The organism is Brevibacterium moorei (assembly GCF_024580735.1).
GTDB lineage: Bacteria > Actinomycetota > Actinomycetes > Actinomycetales > Brevibacteriaceae > Brevibacterium > Brevibacterium moorei.
The window spans coordinates 26,876-48,825 of sequence record NZ_JANIJX010000010.1; the positions used below are offsets into that span (position 1 = coordinate 26,876).

At 68.3% G+C, this 21,950-nt stretch carries 23 protein-coding genes and 1 riboswitch; of the genes, 9 read left to right on the plus strand and 14 right to left on the minus strand.

Annotated features, from left to right (window positions below; genetic code table 11):
• Positions 1-50: 50 nt before the first annotated feature.
• The 4 genes from NQ034_RS08205 to NQ034_RS08220 all read left to right on the plus strand — a co-directional run bounded on the left by NQ034_RS08205 (position 51) and on the right by NQ034_RS08220 (position 4,248).
• Positions 51-617: an amino-acid N-acetyltransferase gene (locus tag NQ034_RS08205; protein ID WP_257048199.1), complete on the plus strand. Its 567-nt coding sequence runs from the start codon at positions 51-53 to the stop codon at positions 615-617.
• 61 nt (positions 618-678) lie between these two features.
• A complete protein-coding gene (locus NQ034_RS08210; protein ID WP_257048200.1) occupies positions 679-3,276 on the plus strand; it encodes an excinuclease ABC subunit UvrA in 2,598 nt (865 codons plus the stop codon).
• 82 nt (positions 3,277-3,358) lie between these two features.
• Entirely contained in the window at positions 3,359-3,913 is a 555-nt protein-coding gene (locus NQ034_RS08215) for a hypothetical protein (RefSeq protein ID WP_257048201.1), read from the plus strand.
• Positions 3,913-4,248 carry a winged helix-turn-helix domain-containing protein gene (locus NQ034_RS08220; RefSeq protein ID WP_257048202.1) on the plus strand — a complete coding sequence of 112 codons (336 nt, stop codon included), beginning with the start codon at positions 3,913-3,915 and terminating at the stop codon, positions 4,246-4,248. The genes NQ034_RS08215 and NQ034_RS08220 overlap by 1 nt, the downstream gene beginning before the upstream one ends.
• A gap of 152 nt (positions 4,249-4,400) precedes the next feature.
• Here NQ034_RS08220 and ilvD read toward each other — a convergent pair whose 3' ends face one another.
• Positions 4,401-6,260, minus strand: coding sequence for a dihydroxy-acid dehydratase (ilvD, locus tag NQ034_RS08225; RefSeq protein WP_257048203.1), 1,860 nt, complete (start codon positions 6,258-6,260; stop codon positions 4,401-4,403).
• A 38-nt stretch (positions 6,261-6,298) separates the two neighbouring features.
• Positions 6,299-7,318, minus strand: a complete 1,020-nt coding sequence (locus NQ034_RS08230; RefSeq protein WP_257048204.1) for an HhH-GPD family protein — start codon at positions 7,316-7,318, stop codon at positions 6,299-6,301.
• A gap of 168 nt (positions 7,319-7,486) precedes the next feature.
• On the opposite strand from NQ034_RS08230, the gene NQ034_RS08235 reads away from it, so the two are divergent.
• Positions 7,487-8,089, plus strand: coding sequence for a hypothetical protein (locus NQ034_RS08235; protein ID WP_257048205.1), 603 nt, complete (start codon positions 7,487-7,489; stop codon positions 8,087-8,089).
• A gap of 50 nt (positions 8,090-8,139) precedes the next feature.
• Here the strand turns inward: NQ034_RS08235 and radA are convergent, their stop codons facing one another.
• Positions 8,140-9,501: a DNA repair protein RadA gene (gene radA, locus NQ034_RS08240; RefSeq protein WP_257048206.1), complete on the minus strand. Its 1,362-nt coding sequence runs from the start codon at positions 9,499-9,501 to the stop codon at positions 8,140-8,142.
• A gap of 170 nt (positions 9,502-9,671) precedes the next feature.
• Here radA and NQ034_RS08245 point away from each other — a divergent pair, with 170 nt between their 5' ends.
• Complete coding sequence (locus NQ034_RS08245; RefSeq protein ID WP_257048207.1) at positions 9,672-10,370, plus strand: class I SAM-dependent methyltransferase; 699 nt, start codon at positions 9,672-9,674, stop codon at positions 10,368-10,370.
• A gap of 9 nt (positions 10,371-10,379) precedes the next feature.
• On the opposite strand, the gene NQ034_RS08250 is transcribed toward NQ034_RS08245, so the two are convergent.
• The 3 genes from NQ034_RS08250 to NQ034_RS08260 all read right to left on the minus strand — a co-directional run bounded on the left by NQ034_RS08250 (position 10,380) and on the right by NQ034_RS08260 (position 13,559).
• Positions 10,380-11,945, minus strand: coding sequence for a GMC family oxidoreductase (locus tag NQ034_RS08250; protein WP_257048208.1), 1,566 nt, complete (start codon positions 11,943-11,945; stop codon positions 10,380-10,382).
• 5 nt (positions 11,946-11,950) lie between these two features.
• A complete protein-coding gene (locus NQ034_RS08255; RefSeq protein ID WP_257048209.1) occupies positions 11,951-12,538 on the minus strand; it encodes a gluconate 2-dehydrogenase subunit 3 family protein in 588 nt (195 codons plus the stop codon).
• A 187-nt stretch (positions 12,539-12,725) separates the two neighbouring features.
• Complete coding sequence (locus NQ034_RS08260) at positions 12,726-13,559, minus strand: IclR family transcriptional regulator (RefSeq protein ID WP_257048210.1); 834 nt, start codon at positions 13,557-13,559, stop codon at positions 12,726-12,728.
• Positions 13,560-13,708: 149 nt separating this feature from the next.
• Between NQ034_RS08260 and NQ034_RS08265 the strand changes: the two genes are divergently transcribed.
• The 3 genes from NQ034_RS08265 (at position 13,709) to NQ034_RS08275 (ending at position 14,836) form a co-directional block, all read left to right on the plus strand.
• A complete protein-coding gene (locus NQ034_RS08265; RefSeq protein ID WP_257048211.1) occupies positions 13,709-14,029 on the plus strand; it encodes a putative quinol monooxygenase in 321 nt (106 codons plus the stop codon).
• A gap of 166 nt (positions 14,030-14,195) precedes the next feature.
• Positions 14,196-14,516: a nucleotidyltransferase family protein gene (locus NQ034_RS08270; RefSeq protein WP_257048212.1), complete on the plus strand. Its 321-nt coding sequence runs from the start codon at positions 14,196-14,198 to the stop codon at positions 14,514-14,516.
• Positions 14,513-14,836, plus strand: a complete 324-nt coding sequence (locus tag NQ034_RS08275; protein WP_257048213.1) for a HepT-like ribonuclease domain-containing protein — start codon at positions 14,513-14,515, stop codon at positions 14,834-14,836. Before NQ034_RS08270 ends, NQ034_RS08275 begins: the two co-directional genes overlap by 4 nt.
• Before the next feature lie 33 nt (positions 14,837-14,869).
• Here NQ034_RS08275 and NQ034_RS08280 read toward each other — a convergent pair whose 3' ends face one another.
• The 8 genes from NQ034_RS08280 to nadC all read right to left on the minus strand — a co-directional run bounded on the left by NQ034_RS08280 (position 14,870) and on the right by nadC (position 21,936).
• Entirely contained in the window at positions 14,870-15,094 is a 225-nt protein-coding gene (locus tag NQ034_RS08280; RefSeq protein WP_257048214.1) for a hypothetical protein, read from the minus strand.
• Between the two features lie 92 nt (positions 15,095-15,186).
• On the minus strand, positions 15,187-15,693 hold the full coding sequence (locus NQ034_RS08285) for a GNAT family N-acetyltransferase (protein ID WP_257048215.1): 507 nt from the start codon (positions 15,691-15,693) through the stop codon (positions 15,187-15,189).
• A 34-nt stretch (positions 15,694-15,727) separates the two neighbouring features.
• Positions 15,728-16,273 (minus strand): hypothetical protein, encoded by a 546-nt coding sequence (locus tag NQ034_RS08290; protein WP_257048216.1) that lies wholly within the window; start codon positions 16,271-16,273, stop codon positions 15,728-15,730.
• A gap of 41 nt (positions 16,274-16,314) precedes the next feature.
• Positions 16,315-16,854 carry a DUF4916 domain-containing protein gene (locus NQ034_RS08295; RefSeq protein WP_257048217.1) on the minus strand — a complete coding sequence of 180 codons (540 nt, stop codon included), beginning with the start codon at positions 16,852-16,854 and terminating at the stop codon, positions 16,315-16,317.
• 138 nt (positions 16,855-16,992) lie between these two features.
• Positions 16,993-17,808 (minus strand): energy-coupling factor transporter transmembrane component T family protein, encoded by an 816-nt coding sequence (locus tag NQ034_RS08300; protein ID WP_257048218.1) that lies wholly within the window; start codon positions 17,806-17,808, stop codon positions 16,993-16,995.
• Entirely contained in the window at positions 17,805-20,186 is a 2,382-nt protein-coding gene (locus tag NQ034_RS08305) for an ECF transporter S component (protein ID WP_257048219.1), read from the minus strand. Before NQ034_RS08305 ends, NQ034_RS08300 begins: the two co-directional genes overlap by 4 nt.
• Positions 20,187-20,190: 4 nt before the next feature.
• Positions 20,191-20,805 carry an ECF transporter S component gene (locus NQ034_RS08310; RefSeq protein WP_257048220.1) on the minus strand — a complete coding sequence of 205 codons (615 nt, stop codon included), beginning with the start codon at positions 20,803-20,805 and terminating at the stop codon, positions 20,191-20,193.
• A gap of 25 nt (positions 20,806-20,830) precedes the next feature.
• A riboswitch (TPP riboswitch) is annotated at positions 20,831-20,937 on the minus strand.
• A gap of 21 nt (positions 20,938-20,958) precedes the next feature.
• Positions 20,959-21,936, minus strand: coding sequence for a carboxylating nicotinate-nucleotide diphosphorylase (gene nadC / locus NQ034_RS08315; RefSeq protein WP_257048221.1), 978 nt, complete (start codon positions 21,934-21,936; stop codon positions 20,959-20,961).
• Positions 21,937-21,950 lie beyond the last annotated feature (14 nt).

Below are 21,950 nucleotides of genomic sequence, written 5' to 3' on the forward strand. Positions count from 1 at the left end.
ACCACCACGGTCCCCAAACGACCACCGCCGACGAATGGAAGAATGAACGCATGACGGCCGACACCGACTCCGCTGACCACTTCGCCCCGCGCCCGCTGCCCGGCGGCCTGTACATCCGCCGCGCCCGCGTGGCCGATGTCGCAGCGATCCGTGCGCTGGTCGCCCCGCTGGTGGACCAGCGGATCCTGGTGGAGAAGGACCACGTCAACTACTTCGAGGCCCTGCCGGAATTCCAACTGGTCGTCGACCTGCACGCGGACGGGACGGAGACCCTGGTCGCCTGTGCCGCCCTGCACGTGCTGTGGACCGACCTGGCCGAGGTCCGCACGGTCGCGACGAACCCGGACTACCGCCGCCGCGGGGTGGGCCGGGCGCTCATCACCCAGATGCTGGCCGACGCCCGCGCGATCGGGGTGTCCCGGGTGTTCTGCCTGACATTCGAGACCAGCTTCTTCGCCGGCCTGGGTTTCGAGGCGATCGAGGGCACACCCGTATCGCCCGATGTCTACGGCGAACTGCTGCGCTCGCACGATGAGGGCACCGCCGAGTTCCTGGACCTGGCTCGGGTCAAACCGAATACCCTGGGCAATACGAGGATGATCGTCCACTTGGAGTGACTCCGGACGGGCTCAGGACGGGCCTCGGCCGGGCTCCGGAGCGAAGGGAGCGAACCGCCGCATGTCAGAACAACCGCAGGTCATCGAGGTCCGTGGGGCCCGGGTCCACAACCTGGCCGACATCGACGTCGACATCCCCCTGGGGAAGCTGGTGGCGGTGGCCGGGGTCTCCGGGTCCGGCAAGTCCTCCTTGGCCGTGGGCGTGGTCTATGCCGAGGGCTCGCGGCGCTATCTCGAGGCGTTGTCAACCTATACGCGCCGCCGCCTGACCCAGGCCTCGCGCCCGGCCGTTGACAGTGTCAGACACGTGCCGGCGGCCCTGGCCCTGCGCCAGCGCCCCGGCCAGGCCGGCATCCGCTCGACCTTCGGCACCTCCACCGAACTGCTCAACGCGCTGCGCCTGCTGTTCTCCCGCATCGGCTCCCAGGCCTGCCCGAACGGCCACCATGTGGCACCGACTTCGAACGTGGCCCGCGAACACGAGATCGTCTGCCCGGTGTGCGACGCGCGCTTCTTCGGCCTGGGCGCCGAGGCCCTGGCCTTCAACTCCGCCGGCGCCTGCCCCGGGTGCTCGGGTACCGGGACCGTGCGCCTGGTCGACGACACGACTCTGGTCCCCGATGAGTCCCCGTCGATCGAGGCCGGTGCAGTGCTTCCCTGGCAGCTGTTCGGGCTGCGCGTCATGGGGCAGGTCGCCCAGGCCCTGGGCGTGCGCACCGACGTGCCCTTCTCCCGGCTGAGTGATCGGGAACGGGACCTGGTGTTCGCCGGCGAGGCCGTGTCCAGGGAGGTGACCGTGCCGTCGAAGAGCGGCAAGGTCTTCCAGTTCAACGCCGTCTACCACAATGCCCACGACACCGTCGTCGAAGCCCTGCACAAGGCCAAGACCGATAAGGGCCTGAACCGCATCAACCGCTTCCTCTCCGTCCAGACCTGCCCCGACTGCCACGGCACCCGGCTCAACGAGCGGGTCCGCGCCATTGACGTCGACGGGTACGACCTGGCCCAGGTCAGCGCCTGGCCGCTGGCCCGCACGGCCGCCTGGATCCGGGACCTGCCCCAGCGGCTGTTCGGGGGTAGTGACGCAGACACCGCGTCCACCGCGCCACGGCCCGCGGCCGAAGAGCTGCCCGGACTGCGCGCCATGGCAGCCGGGATCGGCGGACAGTTCCTCGACACCGCCGGAATGCTCATGGACCTGGGGCTGGGCTACCTGGGCCTCGACCGCGCCCAGTCCACCCTGTCCACCGGCGAGCGGCAGCGCGCGGAACTGGCGCGGGCCGTGCGCAATGAGACCACCGGGGTGCTCTATGTGCTCGACGAGCCCTCGATCGGCATGCACCCATCGAACATTCGAGGCCTGCTCGAGGTGATCCGCCGGCTGCTGGCCGACGGGAACTCCGTGATCGTCGTCGACCACGATGTGCAGGTGCTGCGCGAGGCGGACTGGCTGCTGGAGATCGGCCCCGGCTCCGGCTCCGAGGGCGGCCGGGTCGTAGCCCAGGGTCCGTTGGATCAGATGCTGTGCGAGGAGCGGTCCCGGATCGCACCATTCATCAGGGCCGAGGCGCCGGAGCGGGTGCGCGCGTACGTGCCCACTGGGGAGGTGTTCGCCCACGGGAGCCTGAGCCTGGGCACCGCACCGCTGCACACCGTGCACGCCCTGGATGTGGAGGTGCCGATCGGCAGGCTGACCGCGGTGACCGGGGTGTCCGGTTCTGGCAAGACCACCCTGGTGCTCGAATCCCTGGTTCCGGCCCTGCGGGCGGCCGGTGGTGATTTGCCGGAGCACGTCACGCACATCGACCCCGCGGGCATCAAACGGGTCAATGTGGTCGACGCCAGCCCGATCGGGGTGAACGTGCGCTCGACGGTGGCGACATATTCCGGGGTGATGGACGAGCTGCGGCGCGCCTATGCGAAGACCCCGGCTGCCAAAGCGGCCGGGTTGAAAGCGGGGGCCTTCTCCTACAACACCGGCGAGTTGCGCTGTAGCGAGTGCGACGGCACCGGGCAGACGAGCCTGGACGTGCAGTTCCTGCCGGACATCGACATGGAGTGCGCCGTGTGCCATGGCTCCCGCTACGGCGCGCGGGCCGACGGGGTGCGCCTGGAGTTAGCAGCCGGAGATGGAGGTGCCAGCGCCGAGCCCGGCGCGACGCTCACCCTGCCGCAGGTCCTGGGCCTGAGCGTGCGCGAGGCCGCCGCCGCGCTGTGCGGTACCCCGGGGTTGAAGAAGGCCGCCAGGGTGTTGGAGACCCTGGTCGAACTTGGCCTGGGCTATCTGACCCTGGGCGAGGCGACCACCGCTCTGTCCGGCGGCGAGGCACAAAGGCTGAAGCTGGCCGGCGAGGTGGGCCGGGACCAGTCCGATGCGCTGTTCGTCTTCGACGAACCCTCGATCGGCCTGCACCCCTTGGACGTGCAGACCCTGCTGCGGGTGCTGCAGCGGTTGATCGACGGCGGGGCCACCGTCGTGGTGATCGAGCACGATCTGGACGTCATCGCCAATGCCGACCACCTGATCGATATGGGGCCAGGCGGTGGTGCCGACGGCGGCCGGATCGTGGCCACCGGTACCCCGGAGCAGCTGGCCGCCGGTGCGAAGTCCACGGATGCTGCCGGGGAGAGCGTGACCGCGAAGTACCTCTCCGCATGAAAGTAGTTGCCAGGTTGGAAAGTGAATGCTCTAATGGAAAGCATTAGATCGCAGACACGCAACGAGGCAAAGGAGCCCAGCCATGCAACGCGAACCAGAATCAAATGCCGGAGTGGGGCGTGGCCGCCCGGAGGCCGCGAACTCGGGAGCCGCAGATGATCGGGCCCTGTCCGCACAGCAGGCCGGAGAACTGCTGGACCGGGTGGGGGATGCCGAACGGAACACGCCCACCCCGGTCCCCGCAGCGCTGATCTCCCTGGGAATCATGTGCGCAGCCGCATCCCTGTACCTGCTGGCCCGCTACTTCGACATCTCCGAGGTGTCGCAGCCGGGCTCGCTGTCGCTGGAAACCACGCTGCTCATCTTCCTCCTCGCCTGGATCGCAGTCGCCATCGTGATCCTGTTCCTGTTCCGGGAGCGCTGGCGCCGCGGGATGGGCCTGCGCTGGTCGATCTACATCGGATGCTGGGCAGTGCTGTGGATCCTGGGGCTCGTGGTGGTTCCGCAGGCCGCACTCCTGTGGATCGCACCGCTGTTTCTGCCGCTGCTGGTCATCGCGGTGGCCACGGAGGCCGGATACTCGCGTCGGCCCCGCATAGACGGAACCCGTGGAACCGCATCCCGAGGAGGCGCCTGATGCCCGTGCGGAATCAGGGGGAGGCTGAGGGACCGCAGCGGACCCACCCGCGTTTCGCCCTGGAACCCGCTCTGGCCAATCCCGTGCGATTCTCCCTGGTGGCGGCGCTGGCCGCGGTGGAACGCAGTTCCTTCGCGGACCTCAAGGACGATCTGCACATCAGCGATTCCGCACTGTCCAAGCAGATCTCGGAACTGGAGAAGGATGGGTTTGTGCGGGTGTCCAAGGGGTTCGTGGGCAAGCGGCCGCGCACCACGGTGTCCCTGAGCCCGGAGGGCCTTAAGCGCTGGCGGGCCCATCTGGACGTCCTGCGGACCATCGCCGGCACCGGCTGATATGGGACCGCAGCCGGGCAGTTCGGACCGGACCGAGCGGAAGGCGCGAAAACGGCCTCGGGCCACATGGGCCACCCGAAATAACGGGTGATCCACGTGGCCCGAGGCCGTTCCTGCGCTCATCGGCGACTATTGCAGCGCCGACCAAGCGGTCAGGCGTCCAGCAGCTCCGTATTGCGCACTGCGCCCTTGTCGGCCGAGGTCGCCAACAGTGCATAGGCCTTCAGCGCCCGGCTGACCTGGCGGTCGCGGTTCTTCGGCTTGAAACCGCCATTGGCCTTGAGCTCCTCGCGACGGCGGTCCAGCTCTGCGTCATCGACCATCAGCTCCAGCTTGCGCGAAGGGATGTCGATGAGGATCTGGTCCCCGTCCTCGATCAGCGCGATATCGCCACCGGCCGCGGCCTCGGGCGACATATGGCCGATCGACAGGCCCGAGGTGCCGCCGGAGAAACGGCCGTCGGTGATCAGTGCGCACTTCTTGCCCAGCTTGCGTCCCTTGAGGAACGAGGTCGGGTGCAGCATCTCCTGCATACCCGGGCCGCCCTTGGGGCCCTCGTAGCGGATGACGACGACGTCGCCCTCCTTGACGGTCTTGTCCAGGATCTTCTGGACCGCCTCCTCCTGGGATTCGCAGACCACGGCCGGGCCCTCGAAGTGCCAGATGGATTCGTCCACGCCCGCGGTCTTGACCACAGCGCCGTTGGGAGCCAGGTTGCCGCGCAGCACGCCCAGCCCGCCATCCTTGGTGTAGGCATGCGGGAAGGCGCGGATGCAGCCGTTCTGGTCGTCCAGATCCAGTTCTGTCCACTCATTGGACTGGCTGAAGGCCTTGGAGGACCGCACGCCGCCGGGGGCGGCATGCCACAGCTGCCAGGCCTCGTCGGTGGCCTTGCCACCGCGCACATCCCAGTCGTCCAGCCACTGGTTCAGGCTGGGGGAGTGGACCGAGTGGACGTCCTGGTGCAACAGGCCCGCGCGGTTGAGCTCGCCCAGCAGTGCGGGGATGCCGCCTGCCCGGTGGACGTCCTCGACGTAGAAGGTCTTGCCGTTGATGGTGTTCGGTGCGACCTTGGCCAGGCACGGGACGTTGCGCGAACGCTCGTCGATGTCCTCGAGGTCGTAGTCGACGCCGCCTTCCTGGGCCGCGGCCAGCAGGTGCAGGATCGTGTTGGTCGATCCGCCCATCGCGATGTCCAGGGCCATGGCGTTGTCGAAGGCGTTCTGCGTGGCGATATTGCGCGGCAGCACGGATTCGTCGCCCTCGTCGTAGTACCGGTGGCACAGATCCACGACCGTCTGGCCGGCCTTTTCATACAGGGCGCGGCGGGCGGTGTGCGTGGCCAGGGTCGAGCCGTTGCCGGGCAGTGACAGGCCGATGGCCTCGGTCAGGCAGTTCATCGAGTTGGCGGTGAACATGCCCGAGCAGGATCCGCAGGTGGGGCAGGCGTTCTGCTCGATGAGGTTCATATCCTCATCGGAGACATCGTCGTTGGCCGCCTCGCTGATCGCGTCGATCAGGTCCAGCGTCTTGATCGACCCGTCGGTCAACGTGGTCCGGCCGGCCTCCATCGGCCCACCGGAGACGAAGACGACGGGGATGTTCAGGCGCATGGCGGCCATGAACATGCCCGGGGTGATCTTGTCGCAGTTCGAGATGCACACGATGGCGTCAGCGCGGTGCGCCTCCACCATGTATTCGACGGCGTCGGCGATGAGCTCACGGCTGGGCAGCGAGTAGAGCATGCCGTTGTGGCCCATCGCGATGCCATCGTCGACGGCGATGGTGTTGAATTCGCGCGGAATGCCGCCGGCTTCCTTGATGGCGTCGCTGACGATGCGCCCCACCGGCTGCAGGTGGGTGTGGCCCGGGACGAATTCGGTGAAGCTGTTGGCAACCGCGATGATCGGTTTGCCGAAGTCCTTCGAATCGACCCCTGCGGCGCGCAGCAGCGCCCTTGCACCGGCCATATTGCGACCGTGCGTGACTGTTCTGGATCGAAGTATTGTCATGCCCCGATTGTCTCACTCATATCGCGATTGTCCCAGTATCAGGGCAGTGTGATCCCACTTTCTGAGACCCGGGCGAGGCCGTCGGAGACCAGATCGGCAATTAGGCCCGAGGTTCGTTCCTCATTTCCCAGTTCCCGCACCCGCATGATCGCCTTCTGCACGGCGGCGTCGAAGGACTCCATGGCGGTGGGATCGAAGCGGAGCACCGGAGCGGTGAACAGATCGACGGGGACCGGCGCCGGCCCGGCCTGGCGCAGCACGGCCATGATCGCCCCGCGCAGTTGCCGGTCAGTGCCGGCCCAGGCCTGTGTCTTGGGCTTGTGCGCCGCAGGCGCCGCGGGCCTCCCCGCGCGCAGCCAGGTGCAGTCGGCGGCCAGCGGGCAGGCAGCACAGTCCGGATTGTGCGAGGTGCACACCAGCGCGCCGAGCTCCATCAGTCCCGCGTTCCACGCGACATGGGCCGGCGGCCCTGGCACGTCTTCCCCGCGTGGCACCAGCTCCAGGGCCCAGGCCTGCTCCCGCTTCGACAGGGCCGCCTTGGGGTGCTCGAGGGCGCGGAAGGCCCTGGCCAGCACCCTGCGGATGTTGACGTCGAGCACTGCGACCCGCCGCCCATAGGCGAAGGAAGTGACCGCCGCAGCCGTGTAGGTGCCGATGCCGGGCAGGGCCAGGAGTTCGTCGACGTCACCGGGTACCTCGGACCCGGGCAGGGCCGCGACGGCGGCGGCGCACTCCTGTAGGCGCAGGGCCCGGCGGGGGTAGCCCAGGGTGTCCCACATCTTGAGCACCTCGGCGGTGGGGGCCGCGGCCAGGTCGGCTGGTTCGGGCCAACGGGCCATCCATGCCTCCCAGCGGGGCGCCACCCGCGACATGGGAGTCTGCTGGCTCATCACCTCGGACACCAGCACACCCCATGCGGTGGTGCCGGGGCGTCGCCATGGCAGGTCGCGGGCGTGCGCGGCGAACCACGAGGTGATCGCCCCGTGTGCACGTTTCAGGACAGGAGAGGGGACATGGGGAAGTTCGGTGCCGAGTTGGGTGTTGGTGGAGCGTGTCATCGTCTGCTCACCCCCTAAGCCGGATAGGCTGAAGGGGATATGTCTCCTTCCACGAATGGTCCAGGGGGTGCGCGGCCCGGTACGCGCCCTGCACAAGGTCAGTCACATCTCACGGGGCACAGGCGACTGCCCGCGGCAGTCTACCGCAGGCGCAGGATCGCCCTGGTCGTGCTCACCCTGCTGGTGGTCGTCCTGTTCATCGTGGGCATCAGCCTGCTGGTCGGCGGCCTGAAGAAGGGCAAGGCCTCCGCGCAGGACGATCCGGCCCAGCAGGCCGCGGCGGCTCAGGAGACGGAGGCGTCCACGCCGACGCCCACTGCTCCGGTTCCCGTCGGCGACGAGGCCAGCGGCATGTGCGATGAGGGCGCGGTGCAGATGTCGGCTAAGACGGACAAGAAGTCGTATAAGCCCGATGGCATGGTGAAGATGGCCCTGACGGTGAAGAACGCCAGCGGGGAATCCTGCAATATCGCCGTGGGCGTCAAGCAGCAGGACTTCCAGATCAAGCAGGGCGATAAGACAGTGTGGAGTTCGCGCTTCTGCCAGACGGGCACCGTCGACGACCAGACCGCGACCTTCGCGGCCGGTGCGTCTAAGGACGCCAAGCTGGAGTGGCATATGGAATCGGTTGATGACAAGTGCAATCGGGTCGCCGACGAGGTTCCCGCCGGCGACTACCAGTTGGTTGTGAAACTGGGCGACAAGTCGACCGCGCCGGCCGGTTTCAAGGTCGAAGCGTCGAAGTCCACCGAGAAGGCCAAAGAGTCCTAGGCACGGCGGAATCCTGGGCACGGGGGAGTCCTGGGCCAGGGCGGCCGGCCCTATGGCATCACCACTTGCAGGGCCTCCCCCAGATCCTCGCATTCCCTGATGCGCATTCCCGCGGGCGCCTTTACATTCTCCAGACTGCCCCTGGCCACCACCGCATTGGTGATGCCCAGGCGAGCCGCCTCCGAGAGCCTGCGGCCCACATCGGGGACCCGGCGGATCTCCCCGGACAGGCTGATTTCACCAATGGCCACCAGCCTGCTGTAGACCGGCCGGTTCGCCATCGCCGAAGCCAGGGCCAGGCACACCGCCAGGTCTGTGGCCGGTTCCGTGACCTTTGCCCCACCCACAGTGGAGACGAACACGTCCTGTTTGGTCGAGTTCTCCAGGGTCTTCGAGAGCACGGCCAGGTTCATCGCCACCCTGGAACCGTCCACCCCGGAAACGGTACGGCGCGGGGAACCGCCTGCGGCCTCGGCCACCAGGGCCTGGACCTCGACCACCAGGGGGCGGCGGCCCTCCTGGGTGACGGCCAGGCAGGTGCCGGGTGCGGCCTTGCCCGAACGGCTGAGGAACAGGCCGGAGGGATCCTCCAGGCTTTCGATGCCGCCCTCGGTCATATCGAAACAGCCCACCTCGTCCGTGGGGCCGAAGCGGTTCTTCAAAGCGCGCAGCAGGCGCAGCCGGGAATGTCGGTCGCCTTCGAAGGAACAGACCACGTCCACCAGGTGCTCCAACAGGCGGGGGCCGGCGACGTTGCCGTCCTTGGTGATGTGGCCGACCAGCACCGTGGGAATGGCATGTGTCTTGGCGGTGCGGATGACGGCCGCCGCCACTTCCCGTACCTGGGTCACACCGCCGGGCACGCCTTCGACCTCTGCTGATGCGAGGGTCTGCACGGAGTCCACCACCAGCAGATCGGGGGCTTCGGACTCCACCATGCCCAGCACGGTGCCCAAGTCCGTTTCCGCGGCCAACAGCAGATTGTCCTCCAGCGCATTGATCCGCCCGGCCCGTAGCCGCACCTGCCCTGCCGATTCCTCGCCGGTGACGTATAGAACCTTGGACTTCGCCCGCGCCGCCCTGGCCGCCACGTCCAGCAGCAGGGTGGACTTGCCCACGCCAGGTTCCCCGGCCAGCAGCACCACGGCCCCTGGCACGAAGCCGCCGCCGAGCACCCGGTCGAGTTCGCCCACTCCGGTGGGCCAGGCGGTGGCGGTCTGCGGATCGATGTCGCTGATTCGTTGCGCCTGCCTGCCGGGGACGGGTTTGGCCACCTTCGTGCGCACCGCGGCAGAGGTGGAGTTCCCCTCCTCCAGCGTGCCCCACTGGTGGCACTGCGGGCAGCGGCCCAGCCATTTGGGGGACTGGTAGCCGCAGTCCGTGCACTGATAGACCGAAGACGATTTAGCCATGCCCCCAGCATCGCACGAGCCACTGACACGCCTCCCCGCCCCGCGTCCCCCAGAGTTCCACTACTTACCGAAATGTCGGAAACATCGTGCGGGAGCGCTCCCATTCACCATTTCGTCAAGTAGTGGACGAACAGGGGGCGTGGGTGGGGACGGGAAGTAAACTGGGCGCCATGAGTAAGAACCGCTGGCGCGCCATCGTCGCGAACAACCCGGAGCACTCGCAGAGCTACGCCGATCGGTGGAAGGAACTGGAGCGCACCGGTCACGACATCGACGGCGAGGGCCGGTTGATCGATGCGATCTCCCAGCGCGGCTCGACCATCCTGGACGCCGGCTGCGGCACCGGCCGTGCCAGCCGCAGTCTGCTGGCGGCCGGGCATTCCGTGGTGGGCGTCGATCTGGATCCCGTGCTGGTGGCCGCCGCACAGGACGACTACCCCGCAGGCGAATGGCTGGTGGGCGATCTGGAGAAGCTCGAGGTCGAGCCGGACGGTCCGCTGGACCGCCGCTTCGACGTGGTGTTCTCCGCCGGCAATGTGATGGCCTTCCTGGACCCCGCGCGCCGGGCCTCGGCGATCGCCTCGCTGGCGTTGCGCCTGGCCGACGACGGCAAACTGGTGGTGGGCTTCGGTGCCGGCCGCGGCTACGAGTTCGAGGACTTCTTCGCCGACCTGTCCGCCGCCGGCCTGGGCATCCAACAGCGCTTCTCCACCTGGCAGCTGGACCCCTTCGGCCCGGACTCGGACTTCCTGGTCTGCATCGCCCGCCCGGGCCGGGCCGGCGGGGACGCAGCCCGGGGCCCGGACGAGGACGACGAAGGCGCCCGCCCCGTCGGAATCGATGCGGGCGGGCGCCACTCGCTGCTGTAGGGCCCCGGCTCAGATACCCGCGGACTTCAGCTGGTCGGCGATGTATTCGGCCTGCCGGATCGCCAGGGCAACGATCGTCAGCGTCGGATTCGCCGCCGCCGAGGTGGTGAACACGGATCCGTCGGAGATGAACAGATTCGGCACATCGTGGGCCCTGCCCCACTTGTCGACCACCCCGTCCTCGGGCCGCTCACTCATCCGGGCAGTGCCCAGATTGTGGGTCGAAGGATATGGCGGGGTCCGGTGCGAACTCTTCGCCCCCACGGCGGAATACAGCGCCTGAGCGTGCTGATAACCGTATTCGCGCATCGCCAGATCATTCGTGTGATCGTCGAAGTGGACATTGGGCACGGGTAGTCCGAAGGCGTCCTGGACCGATCCGTTGAGGGTCACGGCATTGGACTCCTGCGGCATGTCCTCGCCCACGATCCACATACCCGCGGTGTTCTTGTAGGCGTCGATGATGTCGGTGAAGGCCTTACCCCACAGACCCGGCTCCACGAAGGACGCCAGGAATGCCGGCCTCAGGGAGATCGTCTCCATGTAGAAGCCGCCTGCGAATCCGCGCGAGGGATCGTGGACGGACTCGTCGGCGATCAGGCCCGCCATCGTCTCGCCCCGATACATGCTCACCGGCTTGTCGAACTGGGCATAGACGGATCCCGTCAGGTGCCGCATGTAGTTCCGGCCCACCTGGCCTGAGGAGTTCGCCAGGCCGTTGGGGAACTGCGCAGTGGCGCTCATCAGCAGCAGGCGCGGGGTCTCGATCGAGTTGCCCGCCAGACACACGAGCTTGGCGGCCTGCCTGTGCATATTGCCCTCGGAGTCCAGATAGACCACGGCATCGGCGCGGCCGGAGGAGTCGTGGGTGATCTGGATGGCCTGGGATTCCGGACGCAGGTCCAGCAGTCCGGTCTCCTGGGCGCGGGGGATCTCCCTGACCATCGTCGACCACTTGGACTTGTTCTTATCGCCCTGGAAGTTGAAGCCGTCCTGGATCGAGGCGGGCCGTCCATCATAGGGTTCGGCGTTCGTGGCGTAGGGGCCGGTCGCATAGTGCTTGTAGCCGAGCTGTTCGGCGCCCCCTGCCAGCACCTTGTAGTTGTTGTTCGCCGGCAACGGTGGACGGCCGTGCCGGTGGGTTGAGCCCATTGCCTTCTCCGCCCGGTCGTAATAGGGCTCCAGGTCGGCCAGGCTGATCGGCCAGTCGAGCAGATTGGCCCCGTCGAGGTGTCCGTAGACGCTGCGGGTCTTGAACTCGTGGGCCTTGAACCGCGGTGTTGCGCCCGACCAGTGGGTGGTGGTCCCGCCCACGGCCTTGACGATCCAGGCGGGCAGGTTCGGGAAGTCCTGGGCGACACGCCAGCTGCCCGAGGTGGTGCGCGGGTCCAGCCAGGCCATCTGGTTGAATGCCTCCCACTCGAGGTTCAGGTAGTCCTCGTTGCGCAGATAGGGCCCGGCCTCGAGCACCACCACCGGCAGGCCCTTGGCCGTCAGCTCATAGGCCAGGGTGCCTCCGCCGGCACCCGAGCCGATGATGACGATGGCCTCTTCGTTCTGATCGATGTTCGCCATCGGACTCACTTCCCCTCTGTCTTAGCGCCGGAGCCCGTCGTGCCACCGGCGTTGTTGGCCTCCGCCGCATCCGATTCAGTGACACTGCCGGCCACCGGCCCGGCGTTGCGCAGATCGGGCATGACCTCGGCCGATTCCTCGACGCGCGGTTCGTCCAACCAGTCCAGGTCGTTGAAGCCGCGATTGATGTAGCCGCCCTGATCGAAGCTGGGGCCCTCATAGCCCAGGGCCTGCCACACCTCTTCGTCCTCGTACATCTCCAGGACGGTGGAACGGCGGATGAAGCCAAAGAACTCGGTGCGCTCGACCTGCTTGAGCACGGCGGTGGCGCCATCGGGGGCCAGCGAGGTGAAGGACCCGCCGGCCAGTGAATCGAGGGTCTGCACGCCCTGGATCAGTTTGAGCCGGAACCAGCGGGACTCATCGGCCATTTCGATGATCCTCTCGGCCATCCGCTGGTAGGGGCCGTCGGGGAAGTTCTTGTGCGGGAACGCGGTGCGGATGATGTGCACCAGCGTCTCCTTGGCCTGCGGAGTGAACTCCATCTGGTTGAGCTGGGGATATTTGGACGGAAGTGGTCCGTACTCGGACATGCCTGCCTCCTTGAGTCGTCGTTGACCTGTGCAGCCAGGCTAGACGGCTCGGGCGGCCCGCGGAACCCGCCATTATCGCGGGGTGAGATTCATTCCGCCGAGGCCGCGGCCCCGGGCCGCCGTGAGTCCGGACCCGCTGCGCGCGAGGCAGCGCGCCGCGGCACCGGGCGGGGACCTCGGCCCCGGCTCAGGCGCCCAGGCGGTAGATCCGGCCGGTGCGTTCGGCCGCGGCCCGCAACAGGTGCTCCACGTGGGTGCGCTGGCCCCGGTAGCGCGGGCTGGGCGCGGAAACGGCCACAGAGCCGATCAGCGTGCCCGCGGCGTCGCGCAGCGGGACGGCAGCACACGTGGTCCCCGGCGAGAACTCCTCGTACTCCCAGGCGATCCCCGAGGTCGCGACCCGCTCCAGTTCCTCGTCCAGGGCAGTGGTGGTGGTGAGCGTCTTGGGGGTGAGGTTGGGCAGGGGGCCGGGGCCCAGGATCCGAATCCGTTCTGCGGAGTCCGCATCCGACAGGCCGAGCTTGCCGAAGGCCGTGGCATGCGGGTTCTCCCGGAAACCGAACTTCATCGGCTTGATGCGCGGACAGGCGGGGGAGTCCGCGACATAGGCGACCACGAACTCGCTGCCGCGGTGGATCGCCAGATAGGCGGCCATCTTGGTCGCCGCGTGCAGCCGGTCGATCTCCCTGCGCACGGCGGGCCGGACCCCCAGATCCGCGTGCAGGCGCCCGGCCAGGCGGTGCAGTCGGTAGCCAAGGGCGAAGCGCTTCTCCTGGCGCAGGTGGACCAGATAGTCCTCGGCGCACAGCTCCTTGGCCAGCCGGTACACGGTCGGCACGGGGATGCCGGTGTGCTCTGAGATCGACTTGGCCGTCGAGGATCCGTGCTCGGCCACCGCTTCGAGGATCGCGATCGCACGGTGCACGGTGCCGCAGGGCTCGGGGCTCGGGGACGCAGTCGGAGCAGGCGCAGACGCGGGATCGGAGGCAAGCAGGAGGTCTTCATCGACTGTTGTGCTCATGCCCCGATTCTGGCACACGACGGATTATCGCGCGGTGAGAACCGGGGCGTGACAGGGCGGGCGCCGATGTGATCGGATAGTGGGGAAGATGGGTGTGCGGACGGCATGCCGCCCGCAGAACACCGAAGCACGAATACCTAGGAGGACGAATGTACTTCATCGTCGTCAAATACGATGTCAAGCCCGAAAGCGTGGAGGCCTGGCCGCAGATCGTCAAGGAGTTCACCGATTCCACCCGCGCGGAGGACGGCAACAACTTCTTCGAATGGTCGCGCAGTATCGAAGAGCCGAACGTGTACTACCTGGTCGAGTGCTTCACCGACGAGGGCGCCGGTCCCCACGTCAGCAGCGATCACTTCGCCGCCGGGCTGGAATCCATGCGCCCGCACCTGAAGCACACGCCGCAGATCGTGTCCCGCCAGGTCGACGGCACCGGCTGGGAGCCGATGGGCGAACTGCAGATCGACTGAGCACTGCAGATCGACTGAGCGCAGTACTGCTGAGCGCTGCTGCATAACTGAGCGCTGCCGCGCGAATCCCGGGCCCGGGGCACCCCGCACATCGCGGATTCCCCGGGCCCGAGGCGTCTGCTGCCGCCCTCTGTCCAAGCGGTCGGGCGGCGGTTATTCTTTAGACATGTCCGTGACACCTGAGACTTGTTCGCTGCGGCGCCTCATAGAAGAGCGCCGCGGTGAATTCCAGGCGCTTCTGGTGAAGTACTCTGCGAGGAATCCTCTGCTCTTCGGCTCCGTGGCCCGCGGCACCGCGCATTCAGGCAGCGATATCGACATCCTGGTGGAAATGGATCCCGCAGATGGGAACCTGCTCATGCGAGCATCCGGGCTCATGGAGGAGACTCGCCTGCTGTTCGGCCGAGACGATATCGACATCTTTCCCGTGCAATTACTCAAACGGCCGGTCTCCGCGACGGCGCTCGCGGACGCAGTGCCGCTGTGAGCCGTGGACCAGGCGAACGGATCACCGACATCATCGGGGCCGTTGAACGGTGTCAGCGGTATGTTGCCGCATTGGACAGTGGTTCTCCGGATCTGGTCAACATGGCTGAGGATGCCATAGAGCGGAATCTGCAGATCATCGGTGAGGCGGCCAACCACCTGCCGCAGGAGATTACGGATGCACATCCGGAGATCGCCTGGCCGGAGATTCGCGGGTTCCGCAACATCCTGGTCCACCAGTATTTCGGAGTCGACGTGGATGTTGTCCGCGACGTCGTCGAATTGCATTTGCCGCTACTCATCATCGCTTTGCGTGATTGATGGTATCCAATGTGCGTCTGGCCCGGTGTCAGCTCACACCACGGACTCGACCTCGATGTCGAATTTGTAGAGGGGCTGATCCCCATTCGTCAGACCGATGAAGGTGGGACGGCTTAGGGGAGTTCGACCCCGATCCCAGGCGGATTGCTCCACCTCTTCCTCAAGACCTCGGTGGGGTCTTCCCCGTTGGTAGTCGGCTGCGATCCGTTTGGCTTCGACGCGGTCGGTCGCCGGGATCTCGATGCGTAGTCTGGGCATGGGACCAGCCTAGGAAGAGATTGCCTGGGAGTTCCCGCGGGCTGAAACTGTGAACATGCTGAGGGCCGCTGCGGAACCTGTGCCCGGGTGGCCTAGGCGCGAACGCGGTGCTCGATGAGGATGGTGTCGCGCCACTGTCCGGCATAGGGGCCGTAGTCCATGCGCGCGATGCGCTCGCGGCGGCCCACCGCGCGGAAGCCCATGGACCGGTGCAGGGCCAGGCTGGCCGTGTTCTCCGGGAAGACCGAGCCCTGCACGGTCCAGATACCCGCGGCCGAGGTGGTTTCCAGCAGGGCGTGCAGAAGTTCCCGGCCCACTCCGCGGCCCTGGGCGCTTGGGGAGACGTAGACCGAGTGCTCCACGACCCCGGAATAGACGGCTCGCGAGGACGTGGGCGATACGGCACACCAGCCGAGCACTCCGTCTGCCTCCTCGACCGCCACCAGTCGATGAGCGCACAGGTGTCCGGCGTCGAAGTCCTCCCAGCTCGGTGGTTCCGGTTGGAATGTGGCGTTGCCGGTCGCGATGCCGGCGGCGTAGATCGAGCGCACGGCGGGCCAGTCGGCGGTGGTCATGGGGCGGAGGGCGAGTTCGGGCATATGCGATGGTAACCCGGGCCATATATCGCGGAGGTTACAGCCGGTAGGCGCTGAGGAACCAGTGGCCGCCGAAGCGCTCCGCGATGTCATCGACTATCTGGTCTGCAGCTACTGCGGAGCCCAGGGTGATCGCCAGGGGCGCGATGACCTCGACGTCCTCCAGATCACGGTCGGTCAGGGCCTCGCCGTGGCCGCATTCCCGACAGATCACTCGTGGGGAAACGGCTGGGTCAGCCCACCAGTCCCGGTAGACCCGCTCCATCTCCGCCTCGCCCGGCGATGCGGCCCCGCACGCGGTACAGGCGGTGACGACGGCCGGATAGCCGGCCTCGGCCAGGTAGTGCTTCCAGCCCACGATCACGCACACGGGCACATCGTGGATGAGTCGACCCTCGTGAGTGCCCAGAATCCAGGGACCGATGTAGTCGCCCAAGCTGCCTTCGTACATCCAGTCGCCGAATCGCCGGCTCCCGTCGGCGAATCCCTCGGAGCGCAGCCACTCGCGGACCTGCGGGGCCAGTGCGGTGGCCTCGGCCAGGGAAATGCCGGGCCGGGTGATCTGCATGCGGACATCGCCCATCGCGGCCCTCCTCTCTCAGCAGCCCTGCCTCACGCCGATCCTCAGGGCAGCACGCCCAGGTGGGCCAGGGCGGCGCGCACGATGTGCTCCTGGCCGCCTGCCATATCCGTGACGATGTCATCGCGCAGGGCCTCGGCCGGAGTCAGCCAGTCCAGGCTCAGGGTGTCCTGTTGCGGGGCGCATTCCCCGCGCACCGGCAGGATGTAGCACAGCGCGACCGCGTGCTGGCGTGGATCGTGGTAGCGCCCGATCCCCTCGGTGGGGAAGTATTCGGCGACGTGGAACGGGGTCAGCGAGGCGGGGACCTCGGGCAGGGCCAGCGGACCCAGGTCCTTCTCCGCATGGCGCATCAGCGCCGTGCGCAGGGACTCGTGGTAGCGCACCCGCCCGCCCACGATCTCCCGGCCCAGCTTGCCGCTGGCCAGAGTGCGCAGCAGCAGGCCGATGCGCTCGACCCGGCCCATATCGTCGACCTGGACGGGGACCGCGTTGACGTAGGTGATCGGCAGACGGCGGCGGAACTCGACGAGCTCCTCCGGGTCGAACCAGTTGTCGTCGAAATCCAGTGCAGTACGCGTCATGCCCTCATCCTGCCACGCGTTGCGACGCCGGTCACAATCCCGGCGCCGCACCCCGGGCTGCACCGGGTGGCCCTGAGCGGCGGCTCCGCCCGAACCCGGCGGGCCGCTACCGCGCACGGGCCGAGGCCCCGGCTCGCCTCACACGATCGGGTTCCAGGTGCCCGCCCAGAAGGCCGTGGCGATCGACAGCACGGCCATCAGGAAGGCCACTGTCATGAACAGCCAGTCAGCGCCCACCAATCGGGACTTGCGCGACCAGGTCCGCTGCGCGGTACCGAAGGCACGGCCCTCCATCGCCATCGCCAGCTTCCCCGAGCGCCGCAGCGCCTGGACCAGCAGGGCGAAGGCCAGCGGGAAGAACTCTGCGACCTTGGCCAGGGGCCCGGTGAAGGCCGCGCCCCGCGCCCGCCTGGCCATCCGCAGGGTGTCGAGTTCGGCCGCGAACAGGCCCAGCAGGCGGCTGGCGGCCAGGGCCGCCAGCACCACGCGTTCGGGCAGGTGCCACAGCTGGACCAGCGCATCGGCCAACTCCGTGGAGTCAATGGTGAGCACCAGCACCACGCACGGCAGCATCATGCACATGGCGCGCAGGAAAATCGCCAGGCCCATGGACGCCGAATAGCTGGTGATCGTCAGCGGCCCCAGGTCCACCAGCACCGTGCCGGTCTTGGCTGCCAGGATCGCGGTGCCCCAACCGGCCAACAGGGCCGTCAGGGGCAGGAACCAGAGGCGCGACAGAAGTTTCCAGCGCAGCCGGATCAACGGCAGCGCGATCAGTTGCAGCACGAACATGGTCGAGGCCGAGGCCACGTCGATGCTCAGGATCACGCCCAGGGTCAGCAGCGCCATCACGGCGATCTTGGCCACCGGGTTGATCCGCATGACCCAGCCCGCGGCGGGCGCGAAGTCCGCAGCGCTCGTGCGCACCGTGTCGGTTTCCGGGGCCGAGGTCATGCCCGCCTCCCAGCGTTCCCCACCTGGTCGACGTGCACGGTGCGCGCGCCGATCGCAGTGGCGAAGTCCGCATCATGGGTGACGGCGACGATCGCGGTGCCGCCGGCGATCAGCTCCTCGAACAGCTCCACCAGCGCGCCCCAGGTCAGGGCGTCCTGGCCGAAGGTCGGCTCGTCGACGATGAGCACGGGCGGGCGCGCGGCGATCATCGCGGCCACGCTGAGCCGGCGCTTCTCACCGCCTGACAGGGTGTTGGGGTGGGCCTGGGCCAGGGGTGTCAGGCGCAGCGCGTCGAGCAACTGCGCGGTGCGCGCGGCGACATCGGCTTCGGCCCAGCCCGCCCGCTGCGGGCCGTATTCCAGTTCGGCGCGCACGCTGGGCCGCATGAACTGATGTTCGGGTTCCTGGAAGACCATGCCGATCCGTTCGACCAGCTCCTTGGAACTCCACTCGCCCGGATGGGTGGACTTCGGAACCCGCGCGGCACCGGGCAGGCGCACCAGGCCCTCACCGGCCACGACATCGCCCGCCACCGGAGGAAGCAGGCCCGCCAGGGTCAGTGCGGTGGTGGTCTTGCCGGCGCCGTTGGGACCGCGCACCGCCAGCACCGTGCCGGGGTGCAGCTCGAGTCCCGGCACCCGTGCCACGGCGCGGGACTCGCGGCCCACCTGCAGGGCATGGGTGGACAGCAGGGGTTGTGCGGGGGCCACACCGCTTGCGGCGTCCCCACCGGGGGCGTCCCGGCCGGCAGCGCCCACCGCGGCGATCTGCCCGGTGTCGGTGGTGCCAAGGGAGCCGTCGGGGATGTCGTCGGGGACCTCGACCGCCTCGCCTGGCAGCCACAGGCCCGCCGCGCGCAGGTGCGGGCGCAGCAGTTCATCGCCGAGCACCGCCTTGGGCGATCCGTCGGCGATGATCCGGGTGCCCTCGGCGTCGTCGGCCGAGGCGCCGAGCACCACGATCCGGTCCACGTGTTCGGCCCACAGCGGCAGGCGGTGTTCGACCAGCACCACGGTGGCGCCGGTCGCGGTGGCGGCGTCGACGATGACATCGCGGATGGCCACGGCGGCCTCGGGGTCGAGGTTGGCGGTCGGCTCGTCGAGGATCAGCAGGCCAGGGCGCATCGCGACGACCCCGGCGATTGCCAGGCGCTGCTTCTGCCCGCCTGACAGGGCAGTGGTCGGGTGGTCCAGCGGATAGTCCAGGCCCACCAGGTCAAGGGCGCGGGCGACCCTGGCGGGGATCTGTTCGGCGGGCACCCGCAGATTCTCCAGCCCGAAGGTGACGTCGTGGCCGATCTTGGACATGACCGCCTGCGAATCGGGGTCCTGGAGCACCAGGCCGCAGGTCCCGCGAGTCGGGTCGGGGGCCGCACCCGCGACCAGCAGTTCTCCGGTGGCGTAGCCGGATTCGGCCGGCAGGACCCCTGCCAGAGCGTGCAGGAAAGTCGACTTCCCCGCGCCCGAGGCCCCCGCCAGCAATACCTTCTGGCCGGCCGGGATCGTCAGGGACAGGTGGGAGAAGGCCGCGCGTTTGCGGCCGGCGTGCCGGTAGGAGAAGTCCCTGGCCACGACCTCGGCAGGGACGACGGCGGGGTCATCCGGTCTCCGGTCGGTTACGTCGGATTGCCCGTCGGCCGAGGCGCCCGGTGCGGGGGAGCCGCTGGCCGAGGTACCGGTCGGGGCGCCGGTCGCGGTGGCGCGCGTTCGGTCGGAACCGGCAGTGGCCTCGGCTGCGGAACCGCGGGAGCCTGGCGCTTCGTCGGCACCGCGCCCGGCGGCGAATGCGGTCAGTGCTCCGGCGCGGGCCAGGACGCGCACGATCCACCACACGAACAGGCCGGCCATGAGCAGCCCGGAGACCGCGCAGAACGCGATCCTGGACGTCTTCCACACGGGCAGCCATTCGGCGTAGAGAACGATATTGTCGATGCAGCCCTGCGCCGTACCCGTAAGCAATCCGGAGAACAGCACGACCGGGAAGCCGAAGCGGCGGTAGGCGAAGACGGCGAAGGCCAGCTCCGCGGCCAGTCCCTGAATGGGGGAGGTCAGCAGGATGGAGAACCCGAAGTGGGAGCCCAGCACGGCCTCGGTCACGGCGGCCAGGACCTCGGCGTAGAGGGCAGCACCCGGCTTGCGGATGATGAGCCCGGCCAGGGGCCCGGCCAGCACCCAGGTGCCCGAGAGGATCCCGTCGCCGGGCGGGAAGGCCGCGAAGGCCGGGGTGATGAAGGTCCAGCCGGCCGACCAGATCCAGTAGATGACGCCGCAGACCACCGCCAGCACGGATGCCGTGACGATGTCGACGACCCGCCAGCTCAGCCGGTTCCCCACGGCGCGCGGTGGTGTGCCGCCCCGGGTCGTCGCTTCAACGCTCACAGTCTCAAACCTCCTGTTTCGCCCTGCCCGCTGCGAATGCGGACAGCGCGCCGGTACGTGCCAGTGCCCTCACGGCCGCCCACATGAGCACACCCGCGATCACCAGTCCGGATACCGCGGTCGTGCCCAGATACGTCAACTTCCACGCGGGCAGCCATTCGGTGTTGTACAGCAGGTTCTCGTTCAGGCCCAGGGCCAGGCCGGCCAGCGCGCCGGAGAACAGCGCGGTGCCGAAGCCGAAGCGGCGGTAGGCCAGGACCGTGAACGCGAGTTCGGCGCCCAGCCCCTGACAGAGCCCGGAGATGATCGCGCCGAAGCCGAAGTGGGAGCCCAGCGTGGCCTCGACGATGGCGGCCAATACCTCAGCATAGAGGGCCGCGCCCGGTTTGCGGATGATGAGTCCGGCAAGTGGTCCGGCCAGCACCCAGCCGGCGCTGAGCAGGCCGGAGGCCGGCGGGAAGAATGCGAACAGCGGTTCGACGAAGCTCCAGGCCGCGGCCCACAGCCAGAAGATCAGTCCGCACACCACGCCGAGCACGGATGCGGTGACGATGTCGACGACTCGCCAGCGGAAGGTGCTGCGGGTGGACACGGAATTGTGGACAGCATGATCGGTCATGCTCGCCTCCTGTGATGATCAGGAGGGGAAAGAGAACTCGACTTCCTTCGGCGGTCCTAACCGCAGCAGGTTCGAGGGTCTGCAGTTCACTGCACTCTCAGCGCCCCTTGTGGCGCTCCCCTGTCGTTGTCCCTCCACTATAACGCGGTCGGCTCAGACGGTGAGCACGTCCTCGACGGTGTCCAGGCCCAGGTCCAGGTTGACCACCGAATGCGTCAGCGCGCCGACGGAGACGATGTCGACCCCGCTGGCGGCGATCGCCCCGATCGTCTCCAGGTTCACCCCGCCCGAGGCCTCGACCAGGGCGCGCCCGGCCACCTGGGCCACGCCGCGGGCCAGTTCGGCCGGGCCGAAGTTGTCCAGCATGATGGTGTCCACACCGGCGGCCAGCACGGGTTCGATCTGCTCGAAACGATCCACCTCGACCTCCAGGTGCGTGGTGTGGCCCAGCTTCTCCTTGCCGGCGCGCAGGGCGGCGGTCAGCGCCTCGCCCTCGCCCAGGAGGGCCAGGTGGTTGTCCTTGAGCATCACCGCGTCGGACAGGCCGGCGCGATGATTGTGCCCGCCGCCTGCGCGCACCGCGTACTTCTCCAGGGTGCGCAGGCCCGGGGTGGTCTTGCGGGTGTCGACCACGCGCACCGGACGTGCCGTGGTGCCGTGCTCCGGGTCGGACTGCGCCCGGCCGGCGTTCGCAGCGGCCACATAGCGCGCGGTCAGCGCGGCGATCGCGCACAGGCGTTGCAGCAGGTTCAAACCGGTGCGCTCGCCCAGCAGCACCGCGTGGGCGGGGCCGGAGACCTCGATGAGTGCGTCTCCGGTGGAGAACGGGGCGCCCTCGGCGACCAGCTGTCGGACGGACACGGTGCCGGCGGCGCCCGCTGCCAGCGGGACGATTCCGGCCGGCGCGCCGGGCGCCTGGGTGCGGTAGGCCGCCTGTTCCATGGCGGTGGCGAATACGGCACCGCCGGCCATCACGCCGGGTTCGCGGGCGAGGACCCTGGCCGTGGTGGTCAGGGAGGCGGGGACGAAGGTCTGCGCGGAGAGGTCGCCGGTGGGGGCGTCCTCGTCCAGGGCACGGGCGATCACGGCGTCGATGACGGTCTGGGGCACGGGGGCGATCTCGATACTCACGCGGCCCACTCTAC

Coding starts and splice junctions, on each gene's coding strand:
- NQ034_RS08270 (WP_257048212.1), top strand. CDS start 14,196: ATGTCCGTGACACCTGAGACTTGTTCGCTGCGGCGCCTCATAGAAGAG.
- NQ034_RS08205 (WP_257048199.1), top strand. CDS start 51: ATGACGGCCGACACCGACTCCGCTGACCACTTCGCCCCGCGCCCGCTG.
- NQ034_RS08230 (WP_257048204.1), bottom strand. CDS start 7,318: ATGACACGCTCCACCAACACCCAACTCGGCACCGAACTTCCCCATGTC.
- NQ034_RS08295 (WP_257048217.1), bottom strand. CDS start 16,854: ATGACGCGTACTGCACTGGATTTCGACGACAACTGGTTCGACCCGGAG.
- NQ034_RS08215 (WP_257048201.1), top strand. CDS start 3,359: ATGCAACGCGAACCAGAATCAAATGCCGGAGTGGGGCGTGGCCGCCCG.
- NQ034_RS08290 (WP_257048216.1), bottom strand. CDS start 16,273: ATGGGCGATGTCCGCATGCAGATCACCCGGCCCGGCATTTCCCTGGCC.
- NQ034_RS08280 (WP_257048214.1), bottom strand. CDS start 15,094: ATGCCCAGACTACGCATCGAGATCCCGGCGACCGACCGCGTCGAAGCC.
- NQ034_RS08265 (WP_257048211.1), top strand. CDS start 13,709: ATGTACTTCATCGTCGTCAAATACGATGTCAAGCCCGAAAGCGTGGAG.
- NQ034_RS08255 (WP_257048209.1), bottom strand. CDS start 12,538: ATGTCCGAGTACGGACCACTTCCGTCCAAATATCCCCAGCTCAACCAG.
- NQ034_RS08300 (WP_257048218.1), bottom strand. CDS start 17,808: ATGACCTCGGCCCCGGAAACCGACACGGTGCGCACGAGCGCTGCGGAC.
- NQ034_RS08310 (WP_257048220.1), bottom strand. CDS start 20,805: ATGACCGATCATGCTGTCCACAATTCCGTGTCCACCCGCAGCACCTTC.
- NQ034_RS08245 (WP_257048207.1), top strand. CDS start 9,672: ATGAGTAAGAACCGCTGGCGCGCCATCGTCGCGAACAACCCGGAGCAC.
- radA (WP_257048206.1), bottom strand. CDS start 9,501: ATGGCTAAATCGTCTTCGGTCTATCAGTGCACGGACTGCGGCTACCAG.
- NQ034_RS08260 (WP_257048210.1), bottom strand. CDS start 13,559: ATGAGCACAACAGTCGATGAAGACCTCCTGCTTGCCTCCGATCCCGCG.
- NQ034_RS08285 (WP_257048215.1), bottom strand. CDS start 15,693: ATGCCCGAACTCGCCCTCCGCCCCATGACCACCGCCGACTGGCCCGCC.
- NQ034_RS08250 (WP_257048208.1), bottom strand. CDS start 11,945: ATGGCGAACATCGATCAGAACGAAGAGGCCATCGTCATCATCGGCTCG.
- ilvD (WP_257048203.1), bottom strand. CDS start 6,260: ATGACAATACTTCGATCCAGAACAGTCACGCACGGTCGCAATATGGCC.
- NQ034_RS08210 (WP_257048200.1), top strand. CDS start 679: ATGTCAGAACAACCGCAGGTCATCGAGGTCCGTGGGGCCCGGGTCCAC.
- NQ034_RS08220 (WP_257048202.1), top strand. CDS start 3,913: ATGCCCGTGCGGAATCAGGGGGAGGCTGAGGGACCGCAGCGGACCCAC.